The following is a 13,402-nucleotide window of genomic DNA, read 5'->3' as shown; positions in this document are numbered from 1 at the left end:
CTGCGGTTGCCCCGACCCATTGGCGATGTGCAGGCCCTGCTGACATCGGTTCGGCTATGCTGCCGCACCTTCCCGCGCCGACGGCCATGCATCCTTTCCCCCTTCCCGTCTCCGCACCCGACCAGCTTGCCTATCGCCTGCTGCAGGACAGCGACTGGGCACGCTCGCCGGCGGCGGCACAGGCGCCCTGCGAGCTGCGCACGCTGCTTGCGATGATCCTCGACTCTCCGGAACCTCTGTGGATCGCCTGGGGCCAGAGCGAAAAGGCATTCTTCTTCAACGATGCCTACCTGCCGATGCTGGGTGACAAGCTGCACGGCGCCATGGGCAACCGCCTGGACGTGGTGTGGTCTGACGTCTGGGCCGATGTGGAGCATGCCATCGATGCGGCGTTCGCGGGCCGCAGCCGCAGCTTCAAGAACCTGCCGCTGATGATGGACCGCGACGGCACGCTGCGCGAGACCTTCTGGACCTTCTCCTATTCGCCTCTGCGCGATGCCAGCGGTGCCGTCGCCGGCATCATCTGCGTGGTCAGCGAGCAGACCGAACGCGTGATCGAGCGCGACCTGCACAGCCGCCAGGTGGCCGCGATCACCGAACAGGCGCGCGAGGCGCACCTGGAACTGGTGCGGGCCCGCGAGCAGCTCAGGCAGTCGCAGAAGCTGGAAGCCATCGGCCAGCTCACCGGAGGCGTCGCACACGACTTCAACAACCTGCTGCAGGTCATCACCGGCTCGGTGGACATGCTGCTGCATACCTGGCCAGAGGAAGATCCGCGACGCCGCTACGTGCAGGCGATCGGCAATGCGTCGGACCGGGCCACACGGCTGACAGCGCAGCTGCTGGCCTTCTCGCGCCGGCAGAGCCTGTCACCGGAGGTCTTCGACCTGTGCGAGAGCGTGCAGGCCCTGTCGGACATCATCACCACGGTACTGGGGGCACGCATCCAGGTGTCGGTCAACCTGCCTGATCGCCCGCTGCCGGTGCTGCTGGACCGCACACAGCTGGACACCGCGCTGATCAACATCGCCGTCAACGCGCGCGATGCGATCGACGGCCACGGCACGGTCACCATCGACGTCGAGCAGGTTACGGCAGTGCCTTCGGTCCGCTTCGCGGCACCGCTGAAGGGTGACTTCGCCGCCATCAGCGTGACCGATACCGGCTCCGGCATCGACCCGGGCGTGGTGGATCGCATCTTCGAACCCTTCTTCACCACCAAAGGTATTGGTGCCGGCACCGGCCTTGGCCTCAGCCAGGTATTCGGTTTCGTCAAGCAGTCCGAAGGCGAGGTGGACGTGAAGAGCGAGGCTGGCGTCGGTACCCGGTTCACGCTGTATCTGCCGCTCACCCGTTCCGGCGAGGCGGTGGCGCGGCCGGCGGCACAGGCGGGCCTGCTGCACGGGCACGGGCTGTGCGTGCTGGTGGTGGAGGACAACGTGGATGTGGCCGAGTTCGCGGTCGGAGCCCTGCGCGAACTCGACTATGAGGTGGTACTGGCCCGCAACGCCAATGAGGCACTTGCCGAACTGGAACAGGACGCCATGCGGTTCCATGTGATGTTCAGCGACGTGGTGATGCCCGGCACCAACGGCCTGGAACTGGCCCGGCACGTGCGTGATCGCTTTCCGGATCTGCCCATCATCCTGACCAGCGGCTACAGCGAGCTTCTGGCACGCGACCCCGGCCACGGCTTCACCCTGCTGCGCAAGCCCTACTCGCTCAAGCAGCTCGCCGTCGTGATGACCGAGGCCGCGGGTCAAAGAGACGTAGCGGCAGCGCGGGCGTAACGCTCTCCGCACGGGCCGATGTGCATCGCGCCATCGGGGAATAGGCACAGCATCACTGCAAATGCTAATCTTTCTCATTTGCGGTTGCCAATCCCCTCCCATGACCCCGTTCCCGCTCCGCCGCCGCGCGCTGTGCGCGGCCCTCGCCCTGCCCCTGGCGCCCCTGGCACAGGCCGCCGCCCCACCCACCACCGCGACCACCGAGCTCGACAAGGTCGAAGTGCGTGGCCGTGCTCAGACGCTGTACCGGGTTGACGACGCCGCGGTTGGCACCCGCACCGATACCCCGCTGGAGCTGGTGCCGCAATCGGTGCAGGTGGTGCCGCGCGAGTTGATCGACGACCAGGCGGCGCGCCAGGTGACCGACCTGTACCGCAGCATCAGCGGCATCAGCTTCTTCAGCTATGCGGGCGTGACCCTGCGTGGCTTCCGGCAGGAAAACGTGCTCTATGACGGCCTGCGCGGCGACCCGTATGCGGGCTTCGCGGTGCCCCAGCTGTTCAACATCGAGCGGGTGGAGGTGCTGAAGGGTCCGGCCGGCGCACTGTATGGCGGTGGTGATGCCGGCGGCGTCATCAATTATGTGACCCGCAAACCGCGGGCCACGGCTGAGCGCCGCATCGAAGTCCAGCTGGGCAACGAGGATTTCCGCGCCGGCTCGGTCGAGGCCACCGGCCCCCTGGATGCGGCCGGCCGCGTGCGCTACCGCGCCGGTCTGTACGGCGACACCGAGCAGGGTGTGCGCTGGAACACCGACAGCGAAAGCGTGATCGGCGATGCATCGTTGGCCTTCGATGTGGGCGATACCGGCGAGCTGACCCTGCAGTTCACCGACATCACCCAGAACCTGGGCGGCAACCGCCTGCGGGGTGTACCAGTGAATGACGCAGGTACGTTCCTGACCGCTCGCCGCTGGAACCACAACGAGGCCAGCGACTTCCTCGACATGCGCGCGAAGGTCGCCCTGGCGCAGTATCGCTTCGCGCCGGCCTCGAATCTGGATGTGGATTTCGCCGCGCGCTGGTTCACCAACAACGAGCACCAGATGTATCACGAGCCGATGGGGCTGATCGACCGCGATCGCGATGGCGTGGCCGAGTGGATGACGCGCCAGCTGCGCAACCAGATCCGCGACAACGAGGCGTTTACGGTCAACGGCAATGCCGTGTGGCGGGTCAGTACCGGCCGCATCGAGCATAAACTGCTGTTCGGCGCTGACGTGTACCAGCTCGATGCCGACTTCACCGCGCAGACCGCCAATAGTGCCGACCTCGCGCGCGGTGCGGGGCCGGTGCGTGGCATCGACCTGTTCAATCCAGTGTATGGCGCCAGCACCTGGCACGACTACGCTCTGACTACCCTGCCCTGGCGCAGCACCTCCACGCGCAGCACCCGCTACGGCGGCTACCTGCAGGACGAACTTGCGCTGGGCACGCGCTGGCATGTGCTGGCCGGCCTGCGCTGGGATGGCTTCAAGGACGAGGATCGCCTCGGCGGCAGCAGCGTGGATGGGCACGACCTCAGCTGGCGGCTGGGCAGCACTTTCACTGTGCGCGAGGGGCTGAACCTGTACGCGAACGTGGCCAGCGGATTCGTGCCACAGAGCGCGGCCAACCAGGACCGTGCTGCCGGCGGCCCGTTCGACGCTGAACGCAGCAAACAGTGGGAGATAGGCATGAAGTCGCTGCTGGCCGAGCGTGTGACCCTGAACATGGCGGCCTACCGCATCGACCGCAGCAACATCGTGCAGGCCACCGGCGAAGTGACCGCAGGCGTGAACCAGCTCGCCGCGCTGGGCCTGGTGCGCAGCACCGGCATGGAACTCGATCTGCTGGCCGATGTGACCGATCGCTGGGTGGTGAACCTCACCTACGCGTACAACGACGCACGGGTTAAGGATGCGGGCCCGAACGGCATCACCAACGCCTCCGGAGTCCGCTTCGCCAATGCACCGCGCAACTCGCTCGGCCTGTGGACGCGTTACGACCTGCCTGCGCTGAACTCGGCCATTGGTTTCGGTGCCGACCATGTCGGCGAGCGCATCAGCCTGGACGGGCAGAGCGTGAAGGCCTACACCGTGTTCGACATGAGCTGGAAGACCACGTGGAAGCAGTGGCAGTTCCAGGCCAACGTCAAGAACCTGTTCGACAAGGTGTATGCGGCCAGTGGCTTCATCGCGCGCAACGGGCACTTCCCCGGGGAACCGCGCCGGGTGTACGTGCAGGCGGCCTACCGCTTCTGACGGGCGGTCGCGCTGCCGGCCCCGCGCAGGGGCCGGCAGCCTGCAGCACCTGCGTTACCTGGCGGGTGCCGCCGGCACCAGCACGCCATCCTTGAACGAAAGCGGGATGGTCACTGCCCCCTGCGGCGATGACAGCTGAAGGGTCAGCGACTGGCGGGCCGACGTGCAGGACGAGGCGATGCCCTGGAACCAGGAGCGCTCCGGTACCTGTGCATTGATGGCCTGCAGCTGCGCGGCAGGAACCGCGACGCCATCCACCTTCAGGCCAGTCAACCTGACCGGACCCGGCGATTCCACCACGAGCTCGAACACGCGGCTGCCACAACTCATCTGGTGCTGCGAGGTGTAGCGGTCCGCAGGCAGTCCATCTTCGCTGCGCAGCACCGCCAGCCCTGGCGAATCGGCACGCGCCACCGGCGCACAGGCTGCTGCGCCCACGGCCAGAACGGCCACCGCCCATGCGGCCTCTATCTTCATAGCGTCGTACCCAGCGTTTCCGCATCGCGGTCGTTGAAATCATACTCACGGGTCACACCGTCGGGCCCGATGATGTAGTAGCGGAACTCTTCGGCATTCATGCCGTTGTCGCGCAGCAGATCGGCCACACCCCAGTCCCCGCCCTCATAGGCCACGCCGCCAACGGTGCGGTTGTCGGACGGGTACTTGTTGACCTCATGCGTCTCCGACGGGAAGACCCCGGCCGGATGGGAATGGATGATGCCCACCACTTGGCCCGGCGTGATGCCCCACTCCAGCAGCGGATAGCTGATGGCCCCGGGATTGCTGGCATCACCGCGCGCCAGTGGGCTGGTCTTGATTTCACCGGTCACTGCGTCGCGGTAGATCACCGTGCCCAGCTCCTGGCTCTGATAACCCGGATCGGCCTTGATCAGTGCCTCCACCTCACGCGCGACGGTGTCAGCCTGTGCATCGACCTGCTCATACGCGCTCGGCGGCGCCTCGCCACCGCCACCGCCGCCACCACCGCCGCCGCCATCGCCCGGGTCCCACGGATCGGTCCAGTCTGGCGGATCGATATCCGGCCAGCCGCCGTCATCGGGCGGCAACGCATCCACCGGAGGCAGATCGGTGGTGTCCATCTGCGCACCGCCAGAAACCAGCGCGAGCTCTTCCAACGACAGCTCGCGAATTCCATTTTCCTGCATGCGTGCAACTCCTTGCTTCGAGCGTGAGGTGTGGTGTTTAGCGCAGCAACTGCGTGAAGGTCAAATAGCACATTCGCATTACTTCAAGATGAAGAATCGTCGTGGCGCAAGTGCGATGCGCGTTCATTTTTGTCGTCTATCACCCTTCCGTCCAAATCAGACTTTTCTGACAGAGCACTGTCCACTTCGTGTGATAAATGTCCGAGGGCCGCATGAAGGCGGCAACGACGCATCCGTAATCTGCATCGGACAAACAAGGAGTTGTGAGATGTCTGCAAGTGGAGTTCGTGATCTCTCCCCCGAAGAACGCGCACTGGTCTCCGGTGGCGCGCAGGTGGACACCACCGATCTGCCGCCGGTCGATGTGACCCCACCGGACGACTGGGGTCCCAACCCGGATCCGCCGGACTGGCCCGATCCGTGGGATCCGGGCGATGGCGGCGGCGGCGGTGGCGGCGGTGGTGGTGGTGGTGGCGACGGCGGTGGTGACGGTGACGGTGACGGACAGCCGGACTTCACCTTCATCGATGTCAAGCCTTTTGAAAGCAAGCTGACCTACACGCCGGGCGAGAATGGCGAGCCGGGCTTCAACAAAGCGGTGTTGACCTACCCGATTCCCAATGAGTTCGGCCAGTGGACGGTCAGCACCGAGCTGAAGTTCAACACCGACGGCACCTTCAAGGACGGCAAGGGCACATTGGATTTCGTCGGCAACGATGGCAGTCTTCTCAAGTGGCAGCTGAACGAAGGTTCCTGGACCTCCACCGTCAATGGTGGTTACTACTGGGATATCGGCGCCGGCTTCGGCTTTCAGATCAACCTGATCTACAACTCAGCGGACAACGACATAAAGGGCGAAGCCCAGTTCCTCTACAACAAGAGTCCTTGATCCCTCTTGGGATGCCGCGTCCGCGGACGCGGCATCCATCTGGAGTCCCATGCGTCCCCTTTTACTTGCATTGCTGCTCGTTTCATCCTGTGCTGGTGCCGCTGAGACAACCCGCGTCACGCAGATATTCAACGACCCCACGCCGGTCAGCCAAGCGCTGGCTCAAGGTGATGTCGCTGCACTACGGCAGCTGCAGGTCAATGCAACCAATACCGTCGTAAAGAAGATGGCCAGGGCCGCCGAACGCCGCGTTCTGCTGGACGTTCCTGGAGCCCGCGAAGCGTCAGATGAATGTATCCAGATGGCGCAGCAGACTACGCATCTGGCCGGGCTGACTGTCTGCGGAGCACTGCGAGCTGGCGTCGAGGTGGTAGCGGGTGACCTGCCTGCATGGGCACGCCTGTCGATGCAGGCGCGGGAGCGCGTTCGGGCCGCTGCGGAGAAGCGGGGCAAAACATTGGGAAATGTCGATGTGTTCACCCGCATTCCAGACTACGCCGCGATGGCCGGTCGGCCCGCTCCCAAAGTCGATTCATCTGGCCAAGGACGTATCGCCCTGAACACAGGAACGGTTACGGTAGCGTCCAGCCAGGATCACGACGGCGGCCGTGTCGCTTATCCCAACATGGCGCAACTGCAGATTGACGGAAAGACTCTTGAGGTCTTGGTCGACACAGGCTCGGCACTGACCATAGTGCATCCCGCGGCGATAACTGCGCCCCCGCTCATGGAGGGATTCACGCTTTCCGGCGTGCTGGGCGACTCACAACAGCGCAGCAGGATCGCCCAGCCACAGACCCTCCAGTTTGGTCCGTTGATCATCTCGCAGCCATTGGTATCCGTCAGCGAACGCATTCCTGCGAACCTTCTTGGCCTCGATGTTCTATCTCGTCTCGGCCGAGTCCTGATCGGCAAGGATGGCCTGCAGGTGCTCGCGGAGGGATCTGCCGCTCCGGCCTGCGACGCCCCGATGTTCTCGGCGGCAGACCTGAGCGGCACGCAGACCGTCCCAAGGTTATTCATTACTGTTGACGGCAAGCGCCAGGAAGCAATGCTGGATACTGGCAACAGTGGCGAGTTGATGGAAGCCTTGCCAATCGGTGTGGCTCTGCCAGCAGGTCCAGTTCAACACAGTGTTGTTCAAGGCGTACAAGGACAGCAGCGAAGAGCATCGGTCGCGCGCGAGGCCATTGTGCAGACCTTGGACGGCTCTGCAGAATTGCAGATGAGCACATCCACTGGAAACCATCCAAGCAAGACGCGCTATGTGCTGGGCGGCGGCAGTCTGCGCAAGGTCTCCATCTATCTGGATTTCATCACAAACAAGGCCTGCCTGATGTCTTTGGGGGCCACCCAGTCGGCACATTGATATCGCATCCTGATTGAATCTCCGCATCAGCACAGCCACTCAGGCCAGAATGGAATCAGCCGGCTGATGATGAAGAGACTGATACGATCAATTGAAAGGGTCTGCTGCAGTGCAGAGCAAACTACTCGTATTCGTGGCTGTCGTTGCAATGGCATCCTGCAGCAGCCATGGCGACCCCTATCTGGCGCAGGGCGCTCGTGAAACCACGGCTGCACGCCAATGCATGGACCAGTGTCAGGACCAATATGCCAGCTGTCATTCCGCCGGAAGCAGTAGCGGGTGCCTGGGCTCGGCATCCCAATGGGGTGGCAACTGTGACGAAATCCAGGACAGGTATCTTCGTCGATCATGCCAGGCGAGCGTGGATTTCTGCCGGAATCGCCTTCCGGACATCAAGTGCGGGGAAATACGCGACCGCTGCCTGAGTGCCTGCGGTGGGGGCTAGCGTGTCGCAGCAAGCGGCCGCTGAACGAAAGCAAGCGCAGGGCGCGTTCATTTTTGTCGTTTATCACCCTTCTGTCCGAATCAGATTTTTCTGACAGAGCACTGTCCACTTCGTGTGATAAATGTCCGAGGGCCGCATGAAGGCGGCGATCGACGCATCCGTAATCTGCATCGGACAAACAAGGAGTTGTGAGATGTCTGCAAGTGGAATTCGTGATCTCTCCCCCGAAGAACGTGCACTGGTCTCCGGTGGCGCACAGGTGGACACCACCGATCTGCCGCCGGTCGATGTGACCCCGCCGGACGACTGGGGTCCCAACCCGGATCCGCCGGACTGGACCGATCCGTGGGATCCGGGCGATGGCGGCGGTGGCGGTGGTGGTGGCGGCGGTGGTGGTGGCGACGGCGGTGGCGAGACCACCTTCAGTTCCAACGCCAGCATTGATGGCAACGGTGTAGCCAGCGCGACCCAGACATGGGTCTTGCAGGACTACAACCTGACCTTCAACCTGACCGAGAACCTGAATCTGACCAATGGCAACTGGGGCCTGGCCGGTAACGGCAGCTTCCAGTACGCAGGCCAGACCTACACCCTGGGCCTGACCACCGATCACTTCAATGTGAGCAACTACAACGCCAGCTTCAACCAGGACTTCGGTAACGGTGTGTCGTTCAACATCGGCCTGACGTTCGATCCGAACACCAACTCGTTCACCGGCCAGTTCAACCTGGTCATCAGCGGGTTCTGACGCTGCACCGGAACATCGGCCGCCCGGGAGACCGGGCGGCCGATACGTGTCACAGAGGAGCTGAGGCAATGAAATTCCTGATGTCCGCAGTGATCGCGCTGGGCGTGGCCGCCCCCGCCGGGGCCCGCGATGTGGTCGCTGAAGACAGCCATGGCATCACCGTGGCGGTGATGCAGGGCAACAGCGCGGCCCTGGAGCGGATCGGCAAATCCAATACCACGGCACGGCTGGCCGCACGTGCCGGCTACCACCGCACGCGTGGCGAAATCGCCCAGTCCAATCGCTGGGCCGACACCTGTATCGCCGACGCTGCCGTGGTGGCCGAGAAGAGCCAGGGGGTCATGTACCTGTGCCGGAGCCTGCGTGCCGGCAACCGTCTGCTGGAAGGCGACATCGCCGGCTGGGCCGCCGACATGCAGAAGGTCCGCGCGCTCTATCAGCAGCATGTCGCGCCGTCGCTGCGTGCAGGCGAGGAAGTACGCGCCATCACCGCCCCCGCGTTCGAGTCCTTCAGCCAATGGCCGCGATCGGCCACGCTGGCCGCACCGCCGCCTGCCGGAACCCGCCTGCCGCTGTCGGCCAAGGCCGGTGTTCCTGTCATCCGCGGCAAGATCCGGGGCGGCCAGGATGGAAAGCAGCGCGACATCGACTCCGATTTCATCATCGACACCGGCGCCACCCGTTCGCATATCAGCCGCAAGGCCGCACAGGCGATGGGCCTGGCGGTGACCGACAACTTCGCCACCGACAATTCGCGGCCCGGGCAGACCGTGGCGATCGGCCTGGCCGCTCCGGTCGATGTGCAGCTGGGCGATCTGCACTTCAGCAACGTCGCCTTTACGGTCACCGACCAGATCGAGTTCAACATCATCGGCCTGGACCTGCTGTATCGGCTGGGTCCGCTGGTGCTGCGGCCCACCGAGCTGGAGCTGTTGAAGGCACTGCCTGCCGGTACCTGCCGGCAACCCCTGGCAACCACCTCTGCACTGTGGGGCGGCCAGTACTCGCTGCGCCTGCCGATGCGCATCGGCAAGCGCGACGAGCTCGTCCTGCTCGACACCGGCACCGATGTCGCACTGGAAGCCTCCGGCGTGGACCTGTCCACCTACCCACAGGCCAGCCTGGTGCAGCGACGCCGCTGGACGATGCACGGCCTGCAACCGGTCCGCTACGCCGAGGCCACCGCACCGGTCACGTTCAATGGCCGCACGGTCACCCTGCAGACCCAGGTCTCCGACCAGCCCGCCAACGTGTTCCCGATCTCCTGGCGGGTGGGTTTCGGCCTGCGCGACGATTACGACTACTACGTGGACGTGGCCGGTGGCCATGGCTGCCTTGCGCCCCGAACCGCTCGATGATGTCCCTACCCATCCCACTCTCCGCAACGACGCGGCACCGCAGGCCACATGGAACCAGCCAGAAAGGATGAGACGGCGGATGTGATTCCGCTGTTCCGCAACGAAGCGATCGAGGCTGCCACGCAGCGCTTCGGCTCCCCGGTGCAGGCACCGGGTGTCGGCATGTGGCTGGCCACCGGCTTCGTGGTTGCGCTGCTGGGCCTGGCGGTACTGTTCCTGGTGACCACCTCGTTCCCGCGCAAGGAAACCGTATCCGGTGCGCTGGTCCCCTCGCGCGGCCTGTTGCCGATCATCAGCCAGCGCTCGGGCATCGTCAGCAACGTGCATGTGGAGGAAGGCGCGAAGGTCCGCCAGGGCGACCCCATCGTCAGCGTCTCGGTGGATTCGGTGATCGACACCGGCGAAAGCACCGGCGCCACCCTGTCCGGCATGGCCGAGCGCCTCACCCAGGCGTCGGTCGATCGCGAACGCGCCACCGAAGCATCCCTGGAAAGCCAGGAGGCCGGCATCCGCGAGCGCATGCTGGGCACCACCCGCCAGCTTTCGGTACTGCGTGACAACGTCACGCTGTACCAGCAACAGCAGGCCATCGCCGAGAAGACCGTGCACGACCTGGGCCGCCTGCGCGCGGACAAGCTGGTATCCGAACTGCAGTACCGCGACGCGGAGGTGCGGGTACTGAACGTGCGCCAATCGGTGGCCGAAGTGCAGACGCGCATTGCCCAGCTGGAACAGGAGCACGAGCAGATGCGGCACGAGCTGGGCCGCCTCAAGGCCGAGCGTGACGCCAACCGCGCCACCGCGCTGTCCGAACTGCTGGGCGCACGCGAGAAGGCGATCAACTACAAGCTGGGCACGCAGTTCAATCTGGTGGCGCAGTCCGCCGGGCAGGTCACCTGGCTGCAGGCCAAGCCGGGCGCCACGGTCACCGCCGGGCGCACGCTCGGGGTGATGATGCCGGAAGGCTCGCAGCTGTTCGCCGAGCTGTGGGTGCCCTCCTCGGCCATCGCCTTCGTCAATGTCGGCACCGACGTGCGGCTGATGTACGACGCCTTCCCCTACCAGAAGTTCGGCGTCGGCCGCGCCCGGATCGTCAAGATCGCGCGCTCACCGACGTCACCGGAGGAACTGCCCGCCGACCTGCAGGCCGTGGAAAGCCAGTACCGCCTGCTGGCCGCGCTGGACGACCAGCAGATGCAGGCCTATGGCAAGGCACTGGCACTGACCCCGGGCATGCGCCTCAAAGCCGATCTGGTTCTGGAGAAGCGTTCGCTGCTGGACTGGCTGCTGGAACCGCTGCTGGCGGCGAAACGACGGCAGGAATGAGGTTGACGGTCGGCGCTGCTGTGGGCGCCGCTGCGGTGGGCTTGCGGGTATCGCCCACCACCCTGCCCTGGTCGATGCGCACCAGACGGTCGGCCAGGCGCATGGTGTCGGGGCGGTGGGTGATCAGGATGCGGGTGATATCCAGCTGCGCCAGCGCCTGGTAGATGCGGCTCTCGCGCGCTACGTCCAGGTTCGCGGTGGCCTCATCCAGCACCAGGATGCTGGGCTTGCGGTACAGCGCACGGGCCAGCAGCAGGCGCTGCTTCTGGCCGCCGGAGAGGGTCGAGCCCATGTCGCCCACCAGCGTTTCCAGCTGCATCGGCATGCGCTGCACATCCTCCTTCACTGCCGCCATTTCCAGGCACTGCCAGACCAGCGCGATGTCCGGGCGCTCGGCGAAGAAGGTCACGTTCTCCACGATCGAACCGGTCAGCAGCTCATCATCCTGCATCACCACGCCCATCCGCTGACGGACCACGCGCGGCCCCCAGCTGGCGATGTTCAGCCCGTCATAGAGCAGCTCGCCGGCGCTGGGCGGGTACAGCCCGGTCAGCACTTTCACCAGCGTGCTCTTGCCACAGCCGGACGGGCCGGTGATGGCCACGAACTCGCCCGGCGCAATGGCCAGGTTGATGTCCTTCAGCGCCGGCGCTTCCTGTGCCGAGTACTGGAAGTACACCGAACGCAGCTGGATGTGCCCTTCCATGCTGTCCGACGCCGAAGGATCCTTGCTGAAGCCTTCTTCGCTGGGGCTGAGGGCAATATCGGCAATGCGGTCCGAATGCAGCTCGGTCAGGCGCCAGGCGATGCACTGGTCCACCAGCGTGGTCAGCCGGTTGCTCAGCTGCTGCCGGTAGGCCACGAAGGCATACAGCGCGCCTACTGTCAGCGTGTTGGCCAGTACCGCCTGGGCGCCGATGTAGACGATGGCCACCAGGCTGAGGCCATCAAGCAGGGTGCGCCCCGCGCCGATGCCAATCTGCAGGTTGGCGCTGTTCAACGAAGCACGCACCAGATCGGCGTACTTGTTGGCCCAGATCGATTCGCGCGAGAACTCGCCGCCCATGGTCTTGATCGACTGCATCGCGCGCAGCGTTTCGATGCGCGTCCCGCGCTCGGCGATGTTCGCCTGCAGACTGGCCATACCCATCTTCATCGACATCGGGATGGCGGCCACCCGCATCAGTACGTACAGCCCCAGCGCAGTCAGTGCGACCAGACTCATCAGCGGCGAGTAGACGAACATCAGCACGATGATGCCCAGCGCCAGCACACCGTCCAGCAGTGCGCCGATGAGCCCGTTGGCGATCAGCTGGCGGATCGGGTCGATCGACTCCATCCGCGACAGCGCATCGGCCAGACGGCGTCGATGGAACCAGGTCAGCGGCAGGCTGACCAGATGATGGAACAGGCGCCGGCTCATGTCCCAGCCCATCAACGCCGACGCCCGCTGCAGCGTGACCCCGCGCAGCGCCTCGGCCAGGCTGTTGAACACGGCCACCGCACCGAACCCCAGCGCGAGCGCCATCAGGAAGCCCCGGTCGCCGCGCAGCACACCCTCGTCCACAGCCAGCTGCATGAAGAACGGTGACAACAGCACGAAGCCCTGCAGCAGCAGCGTATAGACCAGCGTATGGAACAGCGCGGTGCCGACGCCGCCCTTGAAGCGGATCATCGACCAGATGTTGAGCGGCGAACGCTGCTTGCGCGGCCGGAAGCTGGGCGAGGAACTGACCTCCACCGCGATGCCGGTGAAGGCCTGGGAAAGCTCCGCTTCGCTGAAGGACAGCGAGCCATGGGCCGGGTCGATGATGTGGTAGCGGCCGCGTGAGACCTTCTCCAGCACCACGAAATGATTGAGCTTCCAGTGCAGGATGGCCGGCGTGCCCAGATGCTGCAGATCGCTGGGCTCGCAGCGCACCGGCCGGCACTGCATGTCCAGCGCGCTGGCCAGCGCGATCAGCTGGTTCAGGTCCACACCGCGCTGGGAGTTGTGGTACTTGCGCCGCAGCTCGCTCATTTCCAGATCCGCGCCCAGCATGGACGAGCAGATCGCCAGGCATGCCAGC

Annotated in this window: 10 protein-coding genes; 7 read left to right on the top strand and 3 right to left on the bottom strand. The window is 64.9% G+C overall.

What is annotated here, in order from left to right; genetic code table 11:
* Positions 1-86 precede the first annotated feature (86 nt).
* Positions 87-1,790, top strand: coding sequence for an ATP-binding protein (locus QMZ25_RS07835; RefSeq protein WP_283219407.1), 1,704 nt, complete (start codon positions 87-89; stop codon positions 1,788-1,790).
* A gap of 100 nt (positions 1,791-1,890) precedes the next feature.
* On the top strand, positions 1,891-4,032 hold the full coding sequence (locus QMZ25_RS07830) for a TonB-dependent siderophore receptor (RefSeq protein WP_283219406.1): 2,142 nt from the start codon (positions 1,891-1,893) through the stop codon (positions 4,030-4,032).
* 54 nt (positions 4,033-4,086) lie between these two features.
* Here the strand turns inward: QMZ25_RS07830 and QMZ25_RS07825 are convergent, their stop codons facing one another.
* Positions 4,087-4,509 carry a hypothetical protein gene (locus QMZ25_RS07825; RefSeq protein ID WP_197572644.1) on the bottom strand — a complete coding sequence of 141 codons (423 nt, stop codon included), beginning with the start codon at positions 4,507-4,509 and terminating at the stop codon, positions 4,087-4,089.
* Positions 4,506-5,198, bottom strand: coding sequence for a hypothetical protein (locus QMZ25_RS07820; protein ID WP_193396687.1), 693 nt, complete (start codon positions 5,196-5,198; stop codon positions 4,506-4,508). The genes QMZ25_RS07825 and QMZ25_RS07820 overlap by 4 nt, the downstream gene beginning before the upstream one ends.
* A gap of 268 nt (positions 5,199-5,466) precedes the next feature.
* Between QMZ25_RS07820 and QMZ25_RS07815 the strand changes: the two genes are divergently transcribed.
* From QMZ25_RS07815 to QMZ25_RS07795, 5 genes are all read left to right on the top strand, one after another.
* Complete coding sequence (locus QMZ25_RS07815; RefSeq protein WP_197572643.1) at positions 5,467-6,087, top strand: hypothetical protein; 621 nt, start codon at positions 5,467-5,469, stop codon at positions 6,085-6,087.
* Positions 6,088-6,136: 49 nt separating this feature from the next.
* A complete protein-coding gene (locus tag QMZ25_RS07810; RefSeq protein WP_283219405.1) occupies positions 6,137-7,456 on the top strand; it encodes a retropepsin-like aspartic protease in 1,320 nt (439 codons plus the stop codon).
* A gap of 638 nt (positions 7,457-8,094) precedes the next feature.
* Complete coding sequence (locus tag QMZ25_RS07805; RefSeq protein ID WP_164972387.1) at positions 8,095-8,649, top strand: hypothetical protein; 555 nt, start codon at positions 8,095-8,097, stop codon at positions 8,647-8,649.
* Between the two features lie 68 nt (positions 8,650-8,717).
* Positions 8,718-10,007: a retropepsin-like aspartic protease gene (locus QMZ25_RS07800; protein WP_111187021.1), complete on the top strand. Its 1,290-nt coding sequence runs from the start codon at positions 8,718-8,720 to the stop codon at positions 10,005-10,007.
* A 48-nt stretch (positions 10,008-10,055) separates the two neighbouring features.
* A complete protein-coding gene (locus QMZ25_RS07795) occupies positions 10,056-11,333 on the top strand; it encodes an HlyD family efflux transporter periplasmic adaptor subunit (protein ID WP_080375280.1) in 1,278 nt (425 codons plus the stop codon).
* On the opposite strand, the gene QMZ25_RS07790 is transcribed toward QMZ25_RS07795, so the two are convergent.
* Positions 11,248-13,402 (bottom strand): peptidase domain-containing ABC transporter (locus QMZ25_RS07790; protein ID WP_283219404.1); only part of this gene is annotated, 2,155 nt, incomplete at its 5' end. The two genes, QMZ25_RS07795 and QMZ25_RS07790, sit on opposite strands and share 86 nt — an antisense overlap.

This window comes from Stenotrophomonas sp. RS-48 (assembly GCF_030053245.1).
Taxonomy (GTDB): domain Bacteria; phylum Pseudomonadota; class Gammaproteobacteria; order Xanthomonadales; family Xanthomonadaceae; genus Stenotrophomonas; species Stenotrophomonas maltophilia_P.
The sequence above is the reverse complement of the archived record's forward strand: the minus strand, read 5'-3'. Positions and strand labels throughout refer to the sequence as shown.

Bases quoted from the DNA above. Each gene is read 5' to 3' on its own strand.
- QMZ25_RS07815 (WP_197572643.1), top strand. From the start codon at position 5,467: ATGTCTGCAAGTGGAGTTCGTGATCTCTCCCCCGAAGAACGCGCACTG.
- QMZ25_RS07810 (WP_283219405.1), top strand. From the start codon at position 6,137: ATGCGTCCCCTTTTACTTGCATTGCTGCTCGTTTCATCCTGTGCTGGT.
- QMZ25_RS07825 (WP_197572644.1), bottom strand. From the start codon at position 4,509: ATGAAGATAGAGGCCGCATGGGCGGTGGCCGTTCTGGCCGTGGGCGCA.
- QMZ25_RS07835 (WP_283219407.1), top strand. From the start codon at position 87: ATGCATCCTTTCCCCCTTCCCGTCTCCGCACCCGACCAGCTTGCCTAT.
- QMZ25_RS07795 (WP_080375280.1), top strand. From the start codon at position 10,056: ATGGAACCAGCCAGAAAGGATGAGACGGCGGATGTGATTCCGCTGTTC.
- QMZ25_RS07800 (WP_111187021.1), top strand. From the start codon at position 8,718: ATGAAATTCCTGATGTCCGCAGTGATCGCGCTGGGCGTGGCCGCCCCC.
- QMZ25_RS07830 (WP_283219406.1), top strand. From the start codon at position 1,891: ATGACCCCGTTCCCGCTCCGCCGCCGCGCGCTGTGCGCGGCCCTCGCC.
- QMZ25_RS07820 (WP_193396687.1), bottom strand. From the start codon at position 5,198: ATGCAGGAAAATGGAATTCGCGAGCTGTCGTTGGAAGAGCTCGCGCTG.
- QMZ25_RS07805 (WP_164972387.1), top strand. From the start codon at position 8,095: ATGTCTGCAAGTGGAATTCGTGATCTCTCCCCCGAAGAACGTGCACTG.